The sequence below is a fragment of the Microbacterium phyllosphaerae genome, assembly GCF_050628115.1.
Lineage (GTDB): Bacteria > Actinomycetota > Actinomycetes > Actinomycetales > Microbacteriaceae > Microbacterium > Microbacterium phyllosphaerae_A.
In genome coordinates, this window is sequence record NZ_CP192502.1 from 2021888 (window position 1) to 2040575 (window position 18688).

General features: G+C 69.2%; 22 protein-coding genes. 14 read left to right on the plus strand and 8 right to left on the minus strand.

The features are described from left to right. Positions 1-178: 178 nt before the first annotated feature. Positions 179-922, minus strand: coding sequence for a GntR family transcriptional regulator (locus ACQ4LY_RS09415; protein ID WP_431070887.1), 744 nt, complete (start codon positions 920-922; stop codon positions 179-181). Positions 923-1092: 170 nt separating this feature from the next. On the opposite strand from ACQ4LY_RS09415, the gene ACQ4LY_RS09420 reads away from it, so the two are divergent. From ACQ4LY_RS09420 to ACQ4LY_RS09445, 6 genes are all read left to right on the plus strand, one after another. After that, positions 1093-2022, plus strand: a complete 930-nt coding sequence (locus tag ACQ4LY_RS09420; RefSeq protein WP_431070889.1) for a phosphate/phosphite/phosphonate ABC transporter substrate-binding protein — start codon at positions 1093-1095, stop codon at positions 2020-2022. Between the two features lie 139 nt (positions 2023-2161). Next, on the plus strand, positions 2162-3034 hold the full coding sequence (phnC, locus tag ACQ4LY_RS09425; RefSeq protein ID WP_431070891.1) for a phosphonate ABC transporter ATP-binding protein: 873 nt from the start codon (positions 2162-2164) through the stop codon (positions 3032-3034). Continuing rightward, on the plus strand, positions 3031-4779 hold the full coding sequence (gene phnE, locus ACQ4LY_RS09430) for a phosphonate ABC transporter, permease protein PhnE (protein WP_431070893.1): 1749 nt from the start codon (positions 3031-3033) through the stop codon (positions 4777-4779). Before phnC ends, phnE begins: the two co-directional genes overlap by 4 nt. Further along, entirely contained in the window at positions 4776-5939 is a 1164-nt protein-coding gene (locus tag ACQ4LY_RS09435; protein WP_431070895.1) for a TIGR03364 family FAD-dependent oxidoreductase, read from the plus strand. The genes phnE and ACQ4LY_RS09435 overlap by 4 nt, the downstream gene beginning before the upstream one ends. Continuing rightward, positions 5936-6661: an HAD family hydrolase gene (locus ACQ4LY_RS09440; protein WP_431070897.1), complete on the plus strand. Its 726-nt coding sequence runs from the start codon at positions 5936-5938 to the stop codon at positions 6659-6661. Before ACQ4LY_RS09435 ends, ACQ4LY_RS09440 begins: the two co-directional genes overlap by 4 nt. A gap of 13 nt (positions 6662-6674) precedes the next feature. Continuing rightward, a complete protein-coding gene (locus ACQ4LY_RS09445; RefSeq protein ID WP_431070899.1) occupies positions 6675-7763 on the plus strand; it encodes an alcohol dehydrogenase catalytic domain-containing protein in 1089 nt (362 codons plus the stop codon). An 80-nt stretch (positions 7764-7843) separates the two neighbouring features. Here the strand turns inward: ACQ4LY_RS09445 and ACQ4LY_RS09450 are convergent, their stop codons facing one another. Further along, positions 7844-8341 (minus strand): CinA family protein, encoded by a 498-nt coding sequence (locus tag ACQ4LY_RS09450; protein WP_431070901.1) that lies wholly within the window; start codon positions 8339-8341, stop codon positions 7844-7846. A 17-nt stretch (positions 8342-8358) separates the two neighbouring features. Beyond that, on the minus strand, positions 8359-8880 hold the full coding sequence (locus ACQ4LY_RS09455; RefSeq protein WP_431070903.1) for an FHA domain-containing protein: 522 nt from the start codon (positions 8878-8880) through the stop codon (positions 8359-8361). Positions 8881-9077: 197 nt separating this feature from the next. Between ACQ4LY_RS09455 and ACQ4LY_RS09460 the strand changes: the two genes are divergently transcribed. The 3 genes from ACQ4LY_RS09460 to ACQ4LY_RS09470 all read left to right on the plus strand — a co-directional run bounded on the left by ACQ4LY_RS09460 (position 9078) and on the right by ACQ4LY_RS09470 (position 11443). After that, positions 9078-9428, plus strand: a complete 351-nt coding sequence (locus tag ACQ4LY_RS09460; RefSeq protein WP_431070905.1) for an ATP-dependent DNA ligase — start codon at positions 9078-9080, stop codon at positions 9426-9428. 91 nt (positions 9429-9519) lie between these two features. Beyond that, positions 9520-10404 carry an SDR family oxidoreductase gene (locus ACQ4LY_RS09465; RefSeq protein WP_431070907.1) on the plus strand — a complete coding sequence of 295 codons (885 nt, stop codon included), beginning with the start codon at positions 9520-9522 and terminating at the stop codon, positions 10402-10404. A gap of 40 nt (positions 10405-10444) precedes the next feature. Then, entirely contained in the window at positions 10445-11443 is a 999-nt protein-coding gene (locus ACQ4LY_RS09470) for an EamA family transporter (protein WP_431070909.1), read from the plus strand. A 13-nt stretch (positions 11444-11456) separates the two neighbouring features. Here ACQ4LY_RS09470 and ACQ4LY_RS09475 read toward each other — a convergent pair whose 3' ends face one another. Next, positions 11457-12218, minus strand: a complete 762-nt coding sequence (locus ACQ4LY_RS09475) for a YidC/Oxa1 family membrane protein insertase (RefSeq protein WP_431070911.1) — start codon at positions 12216-12218, stop codon at positions 11457-11459. Between the two features lie 62 nt (positions 12219-12280). After that, positions 12281-12553 carry a DUF6412 domain-containing protein gene (locus ACQ4LY_RS09480; protein WP_431070913.1) on the minus strand — a complete coding sequence of 91 codons (273 nt, stop codon included), beginning with the start codon at positions 12551-12553 and terminating at the stop codon, positions 12281-12283. Positions 12554-12651: 98 nt separating this feature from the next. Here ACQ4LY_RS09480 and ACQ4LY_RS09485 point away from each other — a divergent pair, with 98 nt between their 5' ends. Genes ACQ4LY_RS09485 through ACQ4LY_RS09495 form a run of 3 tightly spaced genes read left to right on the plus strand, consistent with a single transcriptional unit; the run spans position 12652 to position 14395 of the window. Further along, positions 12652-13698 (plus strand): NAD(P)H-dependent flavin oxidoreductase, encoded by a 1047-nt coding sequence (locus ACQ4LY_RS09485; RefSeq protein ID WP_431070914.1) that lies wholly within the window; start codon positions 12652-12654, stop codon positions 13696-13698. A gap of 50 nt (positions 13699-13748) precedes the next feature. After that, positions 13749-14006: a type II toxin-antitoxin system Phd/YefM family antitoxin gene (locus ACQ4LY_RS09490; protein WP_120494232.1), complete on the plus strand. Its 258-nt coding sequence runs from the start codon at positions 13749-13751 to the stop codon at positions 14004-14006. Beyond that, on the plus strand, positions 14003-14395 hold the full coding sequence (locus tag ACQ4LY_RS09495; protein WP_431070917.1) for a type II toxin-antitoxin system VapC family toxin: 393 nt from the start codon (positions 14003-14005) through the stop codon (positions 14393-14395). The genes ACQ4LY_RS09490 and ACQ4LY_RS09495 overlap by 4 nt, the downstream gene beginning before the upstream one ends. Before the next feature lie 40 nt (positions 14396-14435). On the opposite strand, the gene purU is transcribed toward ACQ4LY_RS09495, so the two are convergent. Further along, positions 14436-15287 (minus strand): formyltetrahydrofolate deformylase, encoded by an 852-nt coding sequence (gene purU / locus ACQ4LY_RS09500; RefSeq protein ID WP_056313016.1) that lies wholly within the window; start codon positions 15285-15287, stop codon positions 14436-14438. Positions 15288-15373: 86 nt separating this feature from the next. Between purU and ACQ4LY_RS09505 the strand changes: the two genes are divergently transcribed. Both ACQ4LY_RS09505 and ACQ4LY_RS09510 read left to right on the plus strand, forming a co-directional pair. After that, positions 15374-16588 (plus strand): cation:proton antiporter, encoded by a 1215-nt coding sequence (locus tag ACQ4LY_RS09505; protein WP_431070919.1) that lies wholly within the window; start codon positions 15374-15376, stop codon positions 16586-16588. Then, entirely contained in the window at positions 16585-17043 is a 459-nt protein-coding gene (locus ACQ4LY_RS09510; protein WP_431070921.1) for a glutaminase, read from the plus strand. Before ACQ4LY_RS09505 ends, ACQ4LY_RS09510 begins: the two co-directional genes overlap by 4 nt. 27 nt (positions 17044-17070) lie before the next feature. On the opposite strand, the gene ACQ4LY_RS09515 is transcribed toward ACQ4LY_RS09510, so the two are convergent. Both ACQ4LY_RS09515 and ACQ4LY_RS09520 read right to left on the minus strand, forming a co-directional pair. Next, positions 17071-17793 carry a glutamine amidotransferase-related protein gene (locus ACQ4LY_RS09515; protein ID WP_431070923.1) on the minus strand — a complete coding sequence of 241 codons (723 nt, stop codon included), beginning with the start codon at positions 17791-17793 and terminating at the stop codon, positions 17071-17073. 87 nt (positions 17794-17880) lie between these two features. Then, positions 17881-18621: a LysR substrate-binding domain-containing protein gene (locus ACQ4LY_RS09520; protein ID WP_431070925.1), complete on the minus strand. Its 741-nt coding sequence runs from the start codon at positions 18619-18621 to the stop codon at positions 17881-17883. Positions 18622-18688 lie beyond the last annotated feature (67 nt).

The window sequence follows — 18688 nt, forward strand, 5'->3', positions numbered from 1 at the left end:
TGAGGTCTCGACATTAGGCCGTGTTCGATGGTGTAGCCGGACGCTTACATTGGGTATACCCCAGAAATAGCGCATCCCCAGCGCTGTGATCGCGAGCGCGGTCCTTGGAATCTGATCCCCATCGCGCTCGCGATCGGCTTCTCTCCCCCACGGATGAGAAGCCGGCTGCCCCGGGCTCCTAGCCGCCCACTGCACGCATGTAGTGACCGTCCGTCGAAATCCCGGACGCCGCGACCGTGAAGCGAACGACCTCGCTCAGGTAGCGATCCTCCGAAGCCTCGAAGATGCGTCCGTCCGCGTCGCGCGAGATGCGGCTCAGCCGAAGGATCGGCGTCCCCTGAGGGACCCGCAGCAATGCGGCATCCTGCTCGTCCGCGGCGACCGCATCGATCTGGTGCTCGAGCCCGACGATGGGATGCCCGACAGAGCCGAGGTACTCGGTGATCGAGATCTCGTCGGTGTTCACATCGAGCAGTCGGCGCCCGACCTCCTCGGTGTAGAAGAGCCGCTCGAGCATCGTCGGTCGGCCGTCGAGCAGGCGAAGCCGCACGACGCCGACGATGATGTCGTCCGCCGCGACGCCCAGCATGTCTGCGCGATCACCCGCACGGCGCAGGCTCAGCTCCTGGGTCTGTGCCCCCGGGGTGACCCCGAGATCCCGTGCCCATCGTGTGAAAGGCACCGACATGTCGACCGCCTGGCTCGCCTTGCGCGCGACCACGCGCGCGGGACGGCCGCGGCTGGTCTCGATCAGGCCTTCGCGCTTCAGTGCCGCCAGCGCATTGCGGATGGGGCCGCGCGACGTCTGCCACCGCGCCGCGAGGTCCGCCTCGGTCGGCACATCATCGCCGGGGCGCAGAGAGCCCGCGGCGATCTGGGAGCGCAGGTCGTCGGCGATCTGGGTGTATACAGCTTCGGCCACATAGGCATACTACTTGGCACGCCGATGCGACTCGCGACAGTTCCGTGCGTGTTCATCCGGGGAAATCAAGGATGAACGACGCCTGAACTCTTCCGAGTTAGGTACATATCTCGACGCTCGGACTGTCAGAGTTGCTCACGGATCACCCCCTCCCACCGTGAAAGGTCCTCATGAAGCTCCGCGCTCTCCCCGTACTCGCCGGCGCCGCGATCCTCGCGCTCGGCCTCGCCGCCTGTTCCGGCTCCGCAGAGGCCACCGGCTCGTCCGGTGCCGACGAGTCGTCCACCGCCAGCGGTTTCGCAGTCGACGAGAACACCCTCGTCTTCGGCGTCGTACCCGACTCGGTCGACACCGAGACGAACTACCAGCCGCTGATGGACTACATCGCCGACCTCACCGGCAAGACCGTCGAGTACCACGAGTCCACCGACTACGCGGCTCTCATCGAGGCCGCCGTCGCCGGCAAGGTCGACGTCGCCTCGTTCTCGGGCTTCACCTACGTCACCGCGACCAACAACGGCGCGAAGCTCACTCCGATCTCTTCGATCGTGACCGAAGAGGGGCAGGAGCCGGGCTACTACTCGCAGGCGATCGTCCCCGCCGACAGCGACATCTCGAGCATCGAGGATTTCGCGGGCAAGAAGGTCTGCTTCGTCGACCCGTCGTCGACGTCGGGCTATCTCTTCCCGTCGTACAACCTGCTCGAAGCCGGCATCGACCCCAAGACCGACATCACCCCGGTCTTCGCGGGCAAGCACGACGTCAGCGTGCAGAAGGTCGGGGAGGGCGTCGAGTGCGAGGTCGGCTTCGCGGAGGACTCGGAGGTCGAGAAGTCGGATGCCGTCAAGGTCGTCGACGAGACGATGGTCCCCGGTGCCCCGCTCGTCTACTCCTCGACTCTTCCCGATGACGTTTCGAAGAAGCTCATCGACGGACTCTCCGAGATCACGATCGACGACATCATCGCCGCGGGCATCGACAGCGCAGACACCGACTCGTTCCGCAGCGTCTTCTACGCCACGAAGCCGGTCGACGACGCGTATTACGACCTGATCCGCGACATCTGCAAGGAGACCGAAGCGGAGCAGTGCCAGGGCTGACGCCCGGCGTCCGCTTCGCTCCCTTTCGTTGAGCGAGGGAGCGGAGCGAGCGAGACGAGACGCGCTGAAGACTCACTGCGTTTCGTCTCGCTTCGCTCGCTCAACGTTCCGACTTCAGAGAATCACGAGGAGAACTGAGATGAACCCGGCATTCGATGCCCTGATCCGCCTGGCGGACGTGACCAAGAACTTCGGTTCGACGACGGCGCTCAAGGGTGTGTCGCTGCAGGTGTCGCGCGGTGAGATCGTCGTGCTGCTCGGCCTGTCGGGCTCGGGAAAGTCGACGCTGCTGCGGCACCTCGACGGCCTCGAGACGCCGACCTCCGGTGACATCGAAGTGCTGGGCGCCCACGTCCCCGCGCTCAAGGGCAAGGCTCTTCGCCGGCTCCGCAGTCGGGTGGGCTTCATCTTCCAGCAGTTCGAGCTGGTGCCTTCGCTCACCGTTCTCGAGAACGTGCTCACCGGATCGCTGTCGGAGGTCCGCGGACCCCGACTCGGTCTGTGGGGATACTCGAAAGCTGCCAAGCTCCGCGCCCTCGGTCACCTCGACCGGGTCGGTCTGCTCGATCGCGCCTACCAGCGCAGCGACACCCTCTCGGGCGGCCAGCAGCAGCGCGTGGCGATCGCCCGCGCACTGATGCAGAAGCCCGACATCCTGCTCGCTGACGAGCCGGTCGCATCACTCGATCCCGAATCGAGCGACCAGGTCATGGCGCTGATCCGCGAGATCGCCGCCGACGAGGGCCTCACAGTGGTCTGCAGTCTGCACCAGGTCGACCTCGCGATCTCGTGGGCCGACCGCATCGTGGGTCTGAGGCACGGCGAGGTCGTACTCGACATGCCCACCACCGACCTGACGAAGTCCGAGGTCATGGAGATCTACGGACGTGTTGCGACGACGACCGCCGAGATTCAGGCAGTGCGGGCGGAGCTCACCGACATCACGGCGGATGTCGTCGTCGAAGCGGCCGAGATCGACGCCGCGCTGACCGAGAAGGCGCGCGTCTCGTGACTCTGCTCTCCGGTCCACCGACCGCGCGTTCGGCATCCGGCGCCTCCCCGGCCACCGCGGGCGTCGGCGACCGCGCTCCCCGACGTCCCGTCTCGCCCGAGCGCATCGCCGCCGGTCTCACGTTGCTCGCACTGCTGGTGCTCGGCGTTCTCGCGGTGAACGAGGTCGGCATCTCGATCCCCGCGATGGTGCAGAGCTGGGGCAACGCCGAGAACTTCATGGCCCGCGTCGGCGGGCTCACCTTCCCGGAGCCGGGCGATCTCGCCTGGCTGATCGCCCTCACCGTAGGACTCGTACTGGTCGGCACGCTGCTCGCTGCGGTGCTCTCGGTGCCGATCGCGTACCTCGCCGCATCCAACACGACCCCGGGCAACGGATGGCGTGCCGCAGCACGATTCGTGGGCGTGCTCACCCGCGCGCTTCCCGATGTCGTGCTCGCCATGGCGTTCGTGCTCATGTTCTCGCTCGGTACTCTGCCCGGCATCCTGGCGATCGGGATCCACTCGATCGGCATGATCTCGAAGATGTTCGCCGATGCGATCGAGCAGATCGACGAGGGGCCACGGCTCGCGATCCGTGCCGCGGGCGGGTCGAAGATGCAGGAGTTCGCCTCCGGCATCCTGCCGCAGGTGCTCCCGAGCTGGGTCGCGACCGTGCTGCACCGCAACGACATCAACCTGCGCGGCAGCGTCGTGCTCGGCTACGTCGGCGTCGCAGGTCTCGGACTCGAGATGTCGTATGCGTTCAAGGCGCTCAACTACGGCAAGGGCCTCGGCATCGCGCTGGTCATCTTCATCCTGTGCGTCGTGATGGAGATCGTCTCGAGCATGGTGCGTGGCGCGATGCTCGGACAGCAGAAGCACACCCGCTCATGGATCGACCGGATCATCCACCCCCGCCTCGGCGACCGGGCGGGTGACGCAGCGAGCATGAGCCCCGCGTGGGCGGCCTCTCCGCAGACCGCCGTGCGCCGGCCGTGGACTGCCGAGCGCGTGCGCAACACCGCAGGGGTCGTGATCGCCGTGCTCGTCGTGATCGGCAGCGTCGTGGTCAGCCAGATCAACTGGATGGACTTCTTCACGTTCTGGGCCAAGCTCCCCGAGGTCGCCGCCAAGTTCTGGCCGCCGTCGTTCGGCAGCTACGACGCCTCGGCGATGCTCACCGCCATGCGCGACACCGTCGCGATCGCGCTCGCCGCCACCGTGCTCACCCTGCTGCCCTCGCTGATCCTCGGGTCGCTGGCCGCGAGCAACGTCGCACCGAGTGCGGGTGCACGCGGCGTGGCGCGATTCCTGCTCGTCGGCATCCGCGGCATTCCCGAGCTCATCCTCGCGATCGTGCTCGTCGTGATCACCGGACTCGGTGCACAGGCCGGGGTCATCGCCCTCGCGATCGGCGGCATCGGACTGCTCGGCAAGCTGATCGCCGACTCATTCGAAGAGGTGGATCGAGGGCCGGAGCGTGCGCTCCGCGCGGTCGGCGCCACACGCCTGCAGACCTACACCTCGGCCACCGTGCCGCAGGGCATGCAGGCGCTCATCGGGCACAGCTTCTACATGCTCGACACGAACATCCGCGCGGCGACGATCCTCGGCATCGTCGGTGGCGGCGGGGTCGGCTACTACCTGCTCAACGCCAGCCAGGGATCCCGCTACGAGACGGTCACCGCGATCGTGCTGATGATCCTCGCGACGGTGCTGATCGTCGAAGGGCTCGCGATGTGGATGCGCAAGGTGTTCCGATGACCGGCGCTGCGCTCACCGATGCGTCGAACACGGCGAACACTGCGGATGTCGTGGTCGTCGGCTCCGGCATCGTCGGTCTCGGCGCCGCATATGCGGCCGCGCGGCGAGGTCTGCGCGTCATCGTCCTCGACAGAGCGGATGCTCCGATCGGCGCGACGATCCGCAACTTCGGCCACCTCTGCATCGGGGCGCAGGCGGGGGAGGCGCGCCGCTATGCGGATGCCTCCCGTGACCTGTGGCTGCGCCTGTCGCGCGACGCCGGCTTCTGGCTGCGCGAATCCGGCACCCTGGTCGCTGCCCGTCACGCCGACGAGATCGCGGTGCTCGAACGGGCGGCGGTCGATGGCGGCATCCGCATGCTCGAGGCCGACGAGCTGCTGCGACTGGCACCGCTCCGCGCAGACGGACTGATGGGCGGAGGCCATATCGAGACCGATCTGCAGACCGACCCTCGTGCCGCGGCTTCGGCGATCGTCCGCCACCTCGCGCGCCTGGGTGTCGAGTTCCGCTTCCGCACCGCGGTGACCGCGGTGTCGGGAGGACGCGTCGACACGACCAGGGGCGCGATCACGGCCGGTGGCGTCGTCGTCGCAGTCAACCACGACATCGACCAGCTGCTGCCCGAGGTCGCCGAGCGCGTCGGGGTGGTCCGATGCGCGCTCGACATGATGCGCGCTGCGGTGACGTTCCGGCATCCGCTCTCGGCGCCACTGCTCACGGGCTGGTCGCTCGTGCGGTACGGGCGCTTCGCGGATGGCGACGCGACGGCCGCACTGCGAGAACGCCTGCATGCCGAGCGCCCCGATCTCGCGGCCCTGGACCTCAACCAGATGTACACGCAGCTGCCGGACGGCACGCTCATCATCGGCGACTCTCACGCCACGTCGACGGCGCCTGCGCCCTTCCAGCCCGAAGCTGCATTCGCCGCGCTCCTCGCCGAGGCGGAAGCGCTCTTCGACATGCCGGCACCGCGCGTGCTGGAGCGCTGGCAGGGCGTCTACGCCAAGGCGTCGAAGGACTTCCTCATCGACAGGGGCGATGAGGGGGTGCTGGTGCTCGCCGCGACCACCGGCATCGGAATGACCACGGGGCTGGGGCTCGCTGAAGAGAATCTCACCACCGCCTTCGGGTGGACACCCGCAATGGAAGGAACACCATGACCACTCTGAGCGACGCACCGCGTGCACTCGAACTCGTCGTCCTCGACATGGCCGGCACGACCGTGATCGATGACGGGGTGGTGGAGACCGCCTTCCAGCGCGCAGCCGAGCGCACCGGAGTCGCCGATCGGATGCCGTGGGACGACGCCCTCGCCCACGTGCGCGCGACGATGGGGCAGTCGAAGATCGACGTGTTCACGCATCTCGCCGGCGGAGATCGCCTCGCTGCGGAGCGCGCCACGGCCGCGTTCGAAGGAGCGTATGCCGAGATCGTCGCCGAGCAGGGGGTCAGCGAGATCCCCGGGGCGGCCGACGCGATCCAGGGTCTGAAGGATGCAGGTCTCACCGTCGTGCTCACGACGGGATTCGCACCCGTGACGCGGGATGCGCTGATCGACGGTCTCGGATGGAACGGTCTGGTCGATCTCGCGCTGTCGCCGGTCGATGCCGGACGAGGGCGCCCTGCGCCCGACCTCGTGCTCACCGCTGTGATCCGCACGCAGACCTCGTCGGTCGCAGCCGTCGCGGTGGCGGGCGACACCGTCAGCGACGTCGAATCCGGCCGCCGTGCCGGGGCGGGGTTCGTCGCGGGCGTGCTCACCGGTGCTCACGATCTCCGCGCGCTCACCGAGGCCGGGGCCGACGCGGTTCTCGCCGATGTGACACGACTTCACGGCGCATTCGCCGAGCGCGGTCTGCTGCCCCTCGTCGCCGCCGTCTGAGTCGGGCGACGACATGGGTACGCTGCTGATCCGTCCTCCCGGCCACCGCCGGGACGTCGCCCTGCGCCCGGCCGCGACCGCGATGGTGTGGATCGGCGAGGGGCACGCCCACGAGATGATCGCGGTGCCCGGCGTCGCCTTGGCCGAGCACGATGTGCTCGTGGCGGTGGAGATGTCGACGATCTGCGGCTCGGACGTGCACACCGTGCAGGGTCGGCGGTCGGCTCCCGTGCCGCTGGTGCTCGGTCACGAGAGCGTCGGGCGGGTGATCGCGACGGGCGATGCGGGCGCGACCGCGGTCGACGGCACTCCGCTGCGCATCGGGGATCGTGTCGTCTGGTCGGTGACGATCTCGTGCGGCACGTGCGATCGCTGCTCGAGCGGTCTCACGCAGAAGTGCCGCACCCTCGGCAAGTACGGCCACGACCGGATCGGCGTGCACGGAGACCTCACCGGCGCCTTCGGCACCCACGTGCAGGTGCGAGCCGGCACCGCGATCGTGCGAGTGCCCGAGTCGCTGCCGGCATCCGTGCTCGCACCCGCCTCGTGCGCGACCGCCACCGCCTGGGCCGCCGTGGCCAGAGCCGCGCGTGACCACGACCTCGATGGAGCCACCGTGCGCATCCACGGTGCCGGCCTCGTCGGGCTCTCCGCCGCGGCGATCGCGGTGGAGCGCGGCGCGACCGTCGAAGTACTCGATCCCGCGCCCGCCCGTCTCGCGCTCGCCGCCCGGTTCGGAGCGGGGCAGCTCGACCGCGATCCCGACATCGTGATCGAAGCATCGGGGCACGCGGTGTCCGAAGCGCTCGCCGGCGTGGGCACCGGAGGGACGGTTGTGCTCGTCGGCAGCGTGTTCCCCGCAGACCCCGTGCCCTTCGACGCCGAGAGCATCGTGCGGCGTCTCGTCACTGTCACCGGGGTGCACAACTACACGGGGGCCGAGCTGGCAGAGGCCGTGGCCTTCCTCGCCGGTCGAGGGCGCGCCTATCCGTTCGCAGACGCAGTCGGCGAGGTGCGTCAGCTGGCGGCGATCGACGAGGCGATCACGGCCGCATCCGCGCCCGGCGCTCCGTTGCGGATCGGCCTCGTGCCGGGGCGCTGAGCGGGGTCTGCTCCGCGATCGGGCACAGCCGAACTCCGCAGCGCCCGTGCGCGGCCGGGCTCAGACGACGGACGCCGGGCTCAGACGACGGACGCCGCAGCCGACCCCGCGCGACGGGGACCCGCGGGGCGGATCCCCTCGGCGTGGAAGGCGAGAAGCCGCGTAGCGGTGTCGACAGCCCCATCGAGGATCTCCTGAGGGTCGCCGGAGAGCGCCAGCAAACGGTGGCCGACGCCGTCGCTCGTCGCCCACCCGACGTACACGGTTCCGGGCTCATGCCCTCCCTCGGCATCCGGACCGCCGACACCGGTGGTCGAGACGCACAGGTCGGCGTCGAAGAGGCGCCGTGCGCTCTCTGCGAGATGCTCGGCGCACTCGGCCGAGCACGGGTCCGTCCCGGGGGTCAGACCGAGCAGACTCTCCTTCACATCGGTGAGGTAGGCGACGATGCCGCCGGCGAACCACTCGCCCGCATCGTCACCCGCGCCGATCGTGCTGGCGAGTCGTCCTGATGTGAGCGACTCGACGACGCAGACGCGCAGTCCGCGCTCCGCGGCGACCTCGCTCAGGCGATCCACCGCCGACTGTTCCGCCGTCACTTCTCTTCGGCGGAGTCGGCGTGCGTCGGCGCATCCGTCTCGACGCTCGCCGCGTCGTCGTAGTCGGGACGGGGAGGCTGCAGCGGCTGATCCGAGTATTCGCCGCCCTTTCGTCCGCCGTACGGACGTCCGTGATCGGCGAACTCATCGCGCGCGAACACGAGCTCCCACGGTCCGACCGTGAAGCGCGCACCCGTGCGGAGTGTCTGCTTGCGCTCGCCGGGGTGAGTGGCATCCGCGTCCGGGTTGGTGTTCATCTCACCTTCGCCGTGCAGCTCGAGGACGTACTCGTCGCGGTCGTCGTGCGTGATCGTGGCGTGGACGGGATCGGACTCGTCCAGGCGCAGCTCGTTGCCGGCGGCGGAGCCGATGCGCACCACGTCGACCTCGAGCGCGAACTCCGAGCGCAGGTCGTCGCGCGAGACGCGCAGCCGCGGGTTGCCCTCGCCGAACTCCGCGTGGGTCGTGGTGGGGGTGTACCCCTCGTCGGATCGGTCGTCGATGTGTCGTGCGTTCATGGTGCCGCCTCCTCGCAATCGACACCAGAATAGGCGGGCTCGATGAAGCACGCGGAGGGGGTTGACTTCGGGTGCCCGCGCCCGCAAGCTCACCCAGGGACGAGCCGTGGTCATGATCCGACCGTCCGGTGGGATCGCGTCATTCCATCCCCTTATGATCGATGCGATGCACCTGGAATTCGGGAGGAGAGGGCTGCATGGGCAAGTTCATCTACGAGGGCAGCGTGAAGACCGAGATCGAGGATCGCGCGCTCACTCACCTGCAGCTCGTCATCACGGCGAAGCTGCGCAGGGCCGAGCCCTTCCCCTTCAGCTGGCGTGAGGACTCCAGCGTCGGTGGCGGACGCACGACCGTGTGGGTGCAGCCGGGCAGCTCGCTCGTCTTCAAGTACTTCGGCAGCAGGCAGCCCTCGATCAACCGGGCGTGGATCGAGGCCTTGGCCTTCACAGCCAATGCCCCGAGCGGCCTGTACCTCGTGCCCGAGCCGCAGGATGCGAGCGGTTCGGCTCCGGGAGCCGACGAGGCGCCCCCGGGGCCGCTGGTCTGACACTCGAACAGCCGTCGTATTCCCCTCGCTGAACGAGGCGCGAGTTGTCAACCCCCTGCCGAGCCGCGGCGGTCGCCGCGAGTCTCGAGGGATGGCAGAGAACATCGCAGACCCCCGCGACCAGCACCGCCAGGACGGCTTTCCCGCGCAGCGGCAGGACCAGCCAGGACTGACCGAGCAGACGCGTCCCGTTCCTGATCACGGTGAGGAATCGTACGTCGGCCACGGCCGCCTCGAGGGCCGTCGTGCCCTGATCACGGGTGGTGACTCGGGCATCGGACGAGCCGTGGCGATCGCTTTCGCCCGAGAGGGCGCCGACGTCGCGATCGTCCACATGCCCGAAGAGCAGCACGATGCCGACGAGACGATCGAACTCGTCCGCGCCGAGGGACGGCAGGGTGTGACCCTCGCCGGAGACCTTCGTGACGAGTCCTTCGCCACTGACGTGGTGTCCCAGACCCGCAGCGCGTTGGGTGGGCTCGATGTGCTCGTTCTGAATGCGGCGTACCAGCACGACATCGACGGCTTCGAGAATCTCAAGACCGAGAAGCTGCGTCGCGTCTTCGAGACGAACCTCTTCGGTCTCCTCTACTCGGCCCGTGCGGCGTATCCGCACCTCGAAGCCGGAGCGAGCATCATCGTGACGGCCTCCGTGCAGGCTTTCGAGCCGTCGCCGGGTCTCATCGACTACGCGATGACGAAGGCCGCGCAGGTGGCCTTCGTCAAGGCGTTGGCCGAAGAGGCGGGGGAGCGCGGCATCCGGGTGAACGCCGTCGCTCCCGGTCCGATCTGGACGCCGCTCATCCCTGCGACCGGATGGGATGCGGAACGGCTGAACACCTTCGGCGCCGACACGCCTCTGGGGCGGGCGGGGCAGCCCTCGGAGCTCGCCGGTGCGTACGTCTACCTCGCCTCCGCGGAGGCGTCGTACACCTCCGGGGCCGTGCTCGCGGTCACAGGAGGCAAGCACCTCTGACCTGCGGGTTCGCGACCTGACCGGCCTCTAGGCTGGGTGGGTGCAGCAGTCCGCGTCGTCCCGCCCTCTCGTGGGCGTCGCTCTCGTCGTCTGCTCCTGCCTCTCGCTGCCGTTCGGCGCCGCCGTCGCAGCTCAGCTCTTCCCCGTGCTCGGGCCGTGGGGCGTGACGTCGTTGCGCGTCGCGATCGCCGCTCTGCTCCTGGTCGTCATCGTTCGGCCGCGTCCGATCCGTTGGAACCGGTCGCAGTGGCTCGCCGCCGTGTTCTTCGGGTTGTCGCTCGCGGGCATGAACGGGTTCTTCTACGCCGCGATCGACCGCATCCCGCTGGGGCCCGCCGTCGCGATCGAGTTCCTCGGCCCTCTCGTGCTCGCCGCCGTGCTCGCTCGACGTCTCGCGGATGCCGCCTGGGTCGGCGTCGCTCTGCTCGGCATGGTGCTGCTGGGCGTCGACGGACTGATCGGCTCCGAGCCGCTGGATCCGCTCGGCCTCGTGTTCATCCTGATCGCGGCCGGCTTCTGGGCCATGTACATCCGGATGAGTGCCCGTGTGGGCGCGATCATCCCCGGCAGCAGCGGCCTCGCGGTGGGGCTCGTCGTGGCCGCTGTGCTGCTGATCCCGGTCGGCGTTCCCGCGGCCGTCACGGTCGCCGGCGACATGCAGCTGCTGCTCCTCGCCGCGGTCACCGCCGTGCTGTCGTCGGTCATTCCCTACAGCTTCGAGCTCGCCGCACTGCGCCGTCTGCCGCAGCGCGTGTTCGGCGTGCTGCTGAGCCTCGAGCCCGCGTTCGCGACGCTCGCCGGTTGGCTGATCCTCGGGCAGAGCGCGACACCGCTGCGGATGCTCGCGATCGCCCTCGTGGTCGCGGCCAGCGTCGGCACCACCCTCGGAGTGCGTCGACAGCGACGCCGAGCGGATGCCGCGTCCGAACGCGATGGGACGGACCGCGACGGGACGGACCGCCACGGGACGGATCGCTACGCGATGGATCCCGACGACGAGACCGGGCCGTTCACGGCGCCGATCCCGCTGCCGGACTGACTGTGGTGGCGCCTCAGGCCGCGACTGTCGCAGATACCGGCAGAGGGTAGCGGCGGCGCAGCAGCGTGCGCTGCACGAGGGTCCACACGACCGTGACCGTGAGGTAGAGCGCCGCGGCGAGCGGCACGAACACCGCGAACACCGCCGTCAGATAGTGCAGCGCGCTCGTGACGCGCAGCATGGTCGGCGAGTTCAGCGGAGAGTCGCCCTCGACCGGCGCCGGTGTGAAGACGCGACGCGTGATGTCCGCGACGACGAGCATGATGACGATCAGCACGCCGAGCACCAGCAGCGTCGACGGCGACGCGGTGCCGCCGAACACGGATGAGACGAGGCTCGTGCCCAGTGGAGCGCCGAACAGGTCATGCGTCAACAGGTCGTTGGGGTGCCCGGCGATCTCGGGCCGGATGAAGAGCGTGTACAGCAGGCCCACGACCGGCGCCTGCGCGAGCACCGGCAGCATGCCGGCGAACGGAGACGTGTTCTCGGAGCGGTAGAGCTCGAGCATCTCCTTCTGCAGCCGCTCGGGGTTCTTCTTGTGGCGTCGCTGCAGCTCGCGCAGTCGAGGCGCGATTCGCGCTCTCGTCTGCTCCGCCCTGGCCTGCGAGAACCCCACGGGGATCAGCACGGCGCGCACGAGGAGGGTGACGAGCACCACGGCGAGGGCGGCGGAGGATGCGCCCGCGAGGGGTTCGAGGAAGGAAGCGAGTCCGGCGAGGGCGCCGTAGGCGGCATCGAGGAGGGCGGTCAGGGGAGGGAAGGCGAAGATGTCCATGGGTGTCCGTTCGTGTGTCGGGAAGGGTCGGCGAAAGCCGCGCAGTCCCGTACGAGGACGGACTACGCGGGAACGGCGACTCCCGGCGCACGAGGGCGCGGGTGACCGGCGGCGTCAGGATCGCTCTGGGCGAGCAGCGTCGATGCGTCGATCGCCCGCAGCGGGTGCGGAGCGGTGCTCGGCGTGGGCGGAGCGACGCTCAGCGCGACGACGATGGTGAGCGTCGTCAGGGCGATCAGCGCGATCGCGAGACCGAGGGCGGCGGCATCCGGCACCGCGATGATCCCGAGCGCGGACGCGACGAAGGCGAGCATCTGCCCGAACCACTCGCTCATGCGCGCCTCCTTCACAGCGAGCGTAACACCGGGATCCGGGAGCAGGATCGACTGTTCGCACCTGCCCTGGGGCGTCCGGGCGGCGATAGCCTCGAAGCATGACTGGCCTGCGTGAGCTGCTCGGCGTCGAGCATCCGATCTTCCTCGGCCCGTTCGGCGGGTTGTCCTCGGTCGCCCTGACCTCGGCGGTCAGCGAAGCCGGAGGGCTCGGCGGCTACGGCCTCTACGGCTATGACGGCGACCGCATCCGCTCGACCGTCACCGCTCTGCGCGAGGCGACGTCGCGTCCGTTCGCGGTCAACATCTGGCTGCCCACCGGCGACGAGGTCGCACCCAACCCGCAGCACACCGTGTTCGCCCAGGCGCTCGAGCCCTTCTACGAGGCCGTGGGCGTCGAGGTCCCGAGCCGGCCGGAGCGCTACCTGCCCCCGCTCGATGAGCAGCTCGACGCCATCTGGGAGTCGGCTCCGCCCGTGCTCAGCACTGTGTTCGGCGTGCCCTCGATCGAGCTCGTCGATGAGGCGCACCGCCGCGGCATCCGGGTCGTCGGCACAGCCACGACCGTCGCCGAAGCCACGGCTCTCGCCGAGGGCGGCGTCGATGCCGTCGTCGCGACCGGGTTGGAGGCCGGAGGGCATCGGGTCTCGTTCCTGCGACCGCCCGAGGAATCGCTCGTGGGGACGTTCGCTCTCATTCCGCAGGTCGTCGACGCCGTCGACGTGCCCGTGATCGCCGCCGGCGGGATCGCCGACAGGCGCGGTGTCGCCGCGGCGTTCGCGCTCGGTGCCTCGGGCGTGCAGGTGGGCACCGCGTTCCTGGCGACGGCGGAATCGGCTGCGAACGACGTGCACCGAGCGGCCATCCGATCCACCGCCGCCGACGGCACCGTGCTCACTCGGGCGATGAGCGGACGTCTCGCCCGCGGTGCCCGCAACAGGGTGGTGCGCGCTATCGAGGCCGGCGGCATGATCGCCCCGTTCCCGATGCAGAACTGGCTCACCGGGCAGTTCCGCACGGCCGCAGGGCAGCAGAACCTCGGCGAGCTGCAGTCGCTGTGGATGGGGCAGGGGGCACCGCTCACCGACTATCCGACGGCCGCTGAGGCGTTCGCCGAGCTGCTCGCGGGAGTGCCCGAAGGCCCTTGAGCCGGGTCCTGACCGTTGAACCTGGCTAGGAACCTGGCTAGAATGGCCTCATGTCAACGCACAACGTGTTGGAGGCCCGGAACAGCCTCTCCCGGCTGATCGCCGAATCGCAGGCCGGGGCAGACGTCGTCATCACCAAGCGGGGAACACCCGTGGCCAGAATCGTTCCTGTCGGTCCGGTCGACCTGGTGCGAAGTGGACGGCTTCTCGTCGAATGGATCGAAGAGAATCCCCTTCCGGAGCGACTCAGCCGTGCAGCGTCCGAGCTCGATGCTCAGATCGATGACAGCCGGGACTCCTGGGAATGATCTATCTGGACTCGTGCATACTCATCTATGCTCTCGAGGACTTCGGGCCACGCGGAGACGCGGTGAGAAAGGCGCTCACCGCGGTCGACTCGCCGGTGGCATCCAGCCCGCTCGCCCTGCAGGAATGTCTCGTCGGACCTCTGCGCGAACGCAACCTCGAGGTGCGGGATCGCTACCTGGCGCTGTTCGAACGGATCGAGGTCGTCGATCTCGATGGGGCCGTGTTCGTCCGGGCCGCTGAGCTGCGCGCCGACTTCAGGCTCAAGACGCCCGATGCGGTGCATCTCGCCGCCGCTCAGCTCTCCGAGTGCACGGAACTCTGGACGAACGACAAGCGACTGGCGACCGCTTCGCGCGGGCTCGCTGTCGACGTGATCGGCTCGGTGTGACGCAGCGCCGCAGCGACGCAGCGACGCCTGCTCCGGTTCGCTAGAGGATCACGGTCGAGCGCCCGTGCACGATCACACGGTCCTCGGCATGCCACTGCACGGCGCGCGCGAGCACCAGGCGCTCGACGTCGGCGCCGCGGCTCTGCAGGTCGGCCGCCGACTCGGAGTGAGTGACGCGGGTCACGTCCTGCTCGATGATCGGACCCTCGTCGAGATCGGCCGTCGCGTAGTGCGCGGTCGCCCCGATCAGCTTGACTCCGCGGTCCTTCGCACGGGCGTAAGGGTTCGCGCCGATGAAGGCGGGCAGGAACGAGTGGTGGATGTTGATGACCGGTGCGCCGAGCCCCTCGATGAAGCCGTCGGTGAGGATCTGCATGTACCGCGCGAGCACCACGAGGTCGACGTTGCCGCGCAGCAGGTCGAGCTGACGCTGCTCCATCGTCTCCTTGTCGCCCGAGGGGATGTGCACGAACGGCACCCCGAACGAGCGCACCGACTCGGCGAGGTCGGGGTGGTTGGAGACGACCATGGTGATGTCGATGTCGAGCTGGCCGCGCTGGGTGCGCCACAGGAGCTCCATCAGGCAGTGGTCGTACTTCGACACGAAGATCGCGACACGCTTGCGCCGTGCGGTGTCGTGCAGTGACCACTCCATGCCGAAGCGCTCGCCGACCTGCGCGAGGTCGGCCTCGAGAGCGACGCGGGCGGCGGAGAGCCCGGGCAGGTGGATCACGGTGCGCTGGAAGAACCGACCACCCTCGGAGTCGGTCGAGTGCTGGTCGAGCGAGATGATGTTCGCGCCGTGCGCTGCCAGCACGCCGGCGACGGCGGCGACGATGCCGGGCTGATCGTCGCAGGCGATGAGCAGGCGGGCGGTGTCGGGCTGAGACATGGGGGCTCCTCGGGGGTGTGCATCGATTCTGCCGTGCATGCGACCACCGGGGCGAATCGCGGGCGCACTCTCGCTACTCTGAGACTGTGAACGCGGGCGATCTCGGACTGGTGCTGATCCCGCTGCTCGCTGTGGCAGCGCCGCTGCTCGCGCGCGGCATCCGACCCGTGATCCGCGTGCCGATCATCGTCTTCGAGCTCATCCTCGGGATTCTCGTGGGCCCGGCCGTGCTCGGCTGGGTCGAGCCGACGGAGATCCTCGAGAAGCTCAGCGACTTCGGTCTGGCGCTGCTGTTCTTCGTGGCAGGGTCGGAGATCGACTTCCGGGCGGTGGCAGGCAGACCGCTGGCGCGCGCCTCGATCGGGTGGGTCATCAGCGTGGTGCTCGGCCTCGTCATCGGGTTCGCCCTCGCCCCGGGTGAGGGGACAGTCGTGATCGCGATCGCCCTCAGCTCCACGGCGCTCGGCACCCTGATGCCGATCCTGCGCGATGCGAAGGAGACCGACACACCGTTCGGCCGCGCGGTCACCGTGATCGGTGCGACCGGTGAGTTCCTGCCGCTGATCGCGATCTCGCTCTTCCTCAGCACGCGCACCACCCCTCTCGCCACGGCGGTGCTGCTCGCCTTCGTGGTTCTCGCGGGTCTCGCGGTGTTCATGGCGCACCGCGTGCCGCACGGCCGTCTGCACGCGTTCGTGCGCGCGACGCTGCACACCTCCGACCAGTTCGGCGTGCGGTTCGTGCTGCTGCTCGTCGCCGCCTTGGTCGGCCTCAGCGTCATGCTCGATCTCGACATGCTCCTCGGGGCCTTCGTCGCCGGTGCCATCTGGAGGATCATCATGGCTCGCGCTCCGAAGAAGGATGCCGAGGCGATGGAGACCAAGATCGAGGCGATCGCCTTCGGCTTCCTGGTGCCGATCTTCTTCCTGTACACCGGAGTGAACTTCGACCTTCACGCACTCGTGACCTCGTCGTCGGCGATGCTGATGCTGCCTCTCTTCGTCGTCGCGCTGCTCGTGCTCCGCGGATCGACGGCGCAGCTCTCCGCGCCACCAGGGGTGACCGTGAAGGACCGCACAGCGCTCGGACTGCTGGCCGCCACCGGCCTGCCGATCATCGTCGCGGTGACGGCGATCGGCGTGGACCACGACATGATCGACACCGGCACCGCGGCCGCTCTCGTCGGGGCGGGGATGCTGTCGGTGCTCCTGTTCCCACTGATCGGCATGCTGATCCGGGGCGATGAGGCCCGGCTCGTCGACCCGAAGCTGGTCCGAGACACACCCCAGGGGAAGCTGTGACGACGGCATCCGCACTGCTCGCGCAGGCCGCGACCGACCTGGCGGGCCTGCCGAAGGAAGGACTCGGTGAGGAGCGGGACTCGCGCTGGCGCGGTCAGCGGATCGTCCGCGTCGGCGAAGCCTGGCACCTCGGCGTGCTGCTGCTCACCGAGACCCACGCCCTCGCGACTGCCGAGGTGCTGCGGGCAGCCGACCCCGGTCGGCGCGGATACACGGCGGAGTCCGCACGCGAGCGGGCCGCGCGGCGGGCACTCGCGCTGCGCGGCGGCTTCGGCGAGGGAGAGGTCGCGCACATCGGTTGGTCAGTGATCGATGTGGATGCCGTCGACGCGGGCGGCGAGTCCGGACCCCTGAAGCTGATCGGCGGCGTGCCGTCGGTGCACTGGAGCACCGCCGGCGGGTGGATGCCGTTGGAGGCGTACCTGCGCGAGCGCGTCGAGCTGCTGCGGGGCTAGACCAGGGGACCGAGGGCTGGGCCGCGTCTAGGCCGTGGCGAAGGTCTGCGCGAACCGGCGCAGGAGCGCCGCGCCCTCGGTGACGGATGCCGAGAGCACCTGGCCCTGCACGAGGTCGAACTCATCGGGGTCGAAGTATCCGGTGGTGCGGTAGAACGTCATGCGGTCGGCGAAGTCGCGCGGCGTGGGCTCGGGGTGGAACTGCGCCGTGTAGAGGTGCGTGCCCACCCGGTAGGCCTGCACGGGACAGGTGGCGTTCGTGGCGAGCAGCACTGCGCCCTCGGGCACGGCGGCCGCGCTCTCCTTGTGTGCCGTGAACACGGTGAGCGCAGGGGCGCTCGGCCCGAACACCGGATCGGCGGCGCCTGCGGCGGTCGTCGAGATCACGGTGGCGCTCGCGGACTCGGGGGTGTCCGAGGTGACCTCGCCGCCGAGCATCCGCGTCACGACGCCGATGCTGAAGCAGGTGAAGAAGGCCGCGATCTCCCCGGCGATCGACCGTCGGGCGATCTGCTCGAGGTCGGCCTCGACGCGCAACTGCACGGGAGACTTGTGCTCGTCGCTGACGTTGAAGGGCGAGCCGCCGACCACGACGCCGCTGTAGCGCGCGAGGCGGGCCGCATCGAGGCGTTCGGTGAGCAGATCCAGGCGGTCGACGACGTCGACGCCGAGCGCCCGTCGGAACGAGGCGTGCTCGGCATCCGCCGCCCCGAGTTCGGGGCGCACACAGACGTAGAGAAGCGAGACCACCACGAGAGTCTAACGACGACGCGACGGGGTCGATGTCGCCGGCGTCACACTGCGGTCACGGACTCGTGCCGTGTCATCGCAGCACCGTCACCGGGACGAGTTCGTCGTGCGGCCGCGGACGATCCCGATGAAGGTCTCGACGTCTGGCGTCGTGTGCTCGCGACGCCAGGCGAGTGCCACGGTCGACAGCGGGCCGTCGGCGAGCGGGCGCTGGTCGGCATCCTTGCGATGATGCAGCCGTGCCAGCGACATCGGGACGATCACGATGCCCGTGCCGGCGGCCGCGGTGGCGATGGCGTCAGCCACCGGAAGCGGTGCGAAGGTCGGTGCGATGGCACCGGGGATGTCGAGTGGACCGAGCGGATCGTCGATCGGGGTCATCACGACCTCGCCGGCGAGATCCGCGATGGTCAGCTCGTCGGCCGCGAGCAGGTGCGACTCGATGGACGCCACGACGACCGGCACCTCGTCGTAGAGCGAGATCAGATGCAGCGAGTCGTCATCCAGGGGGAGACGTACGATCGCGGCGTCGAGGTCGCCGAGAGCCTCGGACTGGGTCGCGATCTCGATCGGCACGAGCTCGAGTGGAACGTGCGGCATCCGACGCTTCCATGCGTCGATCCACTTGCCGGGCGTCGCCCCCGGTACGACGCCGAGGCGGAAGGTGCGGGGCTCCTCGGGTTCGGCCTCCGGAGCGTCGAAGACCACCTTGGCGGTCTTCTTCGGCGGCTTGGGAGGCGGGAAACGCTGAGCCGGTGCTGCCCTGTTGCGGCGCACGGGCGAACCCTTGCCGGCGCGTCCAGCCGGTCGTCGTCCCTGAGTCGCCATGTGCTCCAGGGTACCCGCCGGATGCTGCGCGCCAGAGGTCGGCGTCGCTGTCGCCGACGCAGCGGGG

Excerpts from the sequence above, each read along its gene's own strand:
- ACQ4LY_RS09460 (WP_431070905.1), top strand. The coding sequence starts at position 9,078 with ATGGGCAAGTTCATCTACGAGGGCAGCGTGAAGACCGAGATCGAGGAT.
- purU (WP_056313016.1), bottom strand. The coding sequence starts at position 15,287 with ATGTCTCAGCCCGACACCGCCCGCCTGCTCATCGCCTGCGACGATCAG.
- ACQ4LY_RS09440 (WP_431070897.1), top strand. The coding sequence starts at position 5,936 with ATGACCACTCTGAGCGACGCACCGCGTGCACTCGAACTCGTCGTCCTC.
- ACQ4LY_RS09465 (WP_431070907.1), top strand. The coding sequence starts at position 9,520 with ATGGCAGAGAACATCGCAGACCCCCGCGACCAGCACCGCCAGGACGGC.
- ACQ4LY_RS09485 (WP_431070914.1), top strand. The coding sequence starts at position 12,652 with ATGACTGGCCTGCGTGAGCTGCTCGGCGTCGAGCATCCGATCTTCCTC.
- ACQ4LY_RS09520 (WP_431070925.1), bottom strand. The coding sequence starts at position 18,621 with ATGGCGACTCAGGGACGACGACCGGCTGGACGCGCCGGCAAGGGTTCG.
- ACQ4LY_RS09480 (WP_431070913.1), bottom strand. The coding sequence starts at position 12,553 with ATGAGCGAGTGGTTCGGGCAGATGCTCGCCTTCGTCGCGTCCGCGCTC.
- ACQ4LY_RS09455 (WP_431070903.1), bottom strand. The coding sequence starts at position 8,880 with ATGAACGCACGACACATCGACGACCGATCCGACGAGGGGTACACCCCC.
- ACQ4LY_RS09495 (WP_431070917.1), top strand. The coding sequence starts at position 14,003 with ATGATCTATCTGGACTCGTGCATACTCATCTATGCTCTCGAGGACTTC.
- ACQ4LY_RS09445 (WP_431070899.1), top strand. The coding sequence starts at position 6,675 with ATGGGTACGCTGCTGATCCGTCCTCCCGGCCACCGCCGGGACGTCGCC.
- ACQ4LY_RS09435 (WP_431070895.1), top strand. The coding sequence starts at position 4,776 with ATGACCGGCGCTGCGCTCACCGATGCGTCGAACACGGCGAACACTGCG.
- ACQ4LY_RS09490 (WP_120494232.1), top strand. The coding sequence starts at position 13,749 with ATGTCAACGCACAACGTGTTGGAGGCCCGGAACAGCCTCTCCCGGCTG.
- phnC (WP_431070891.1), top strand. The coding sequence starts at position 2,162 with ATGAACCCGGCATTCGATGCCCTGATCCGCCTGGCGGACGTGACCAAG.
- ACQ4LY_RS09475 (WP_431070911.1), bottom strand. The coding sequence starts at position 12,218 with ATGGACATCTTCGCCTTCCCTCCCCTGACCGCCCTCCTCGATGCCGCC.
- ACQ4LY_RS09420 (WP_431070889.1), top strand. The coding sequence starts at position 1,093 with ATGAAGCTCCGCGCTCTCCCCGTACTCGCCGGCGCCGCGATCCTCGCG.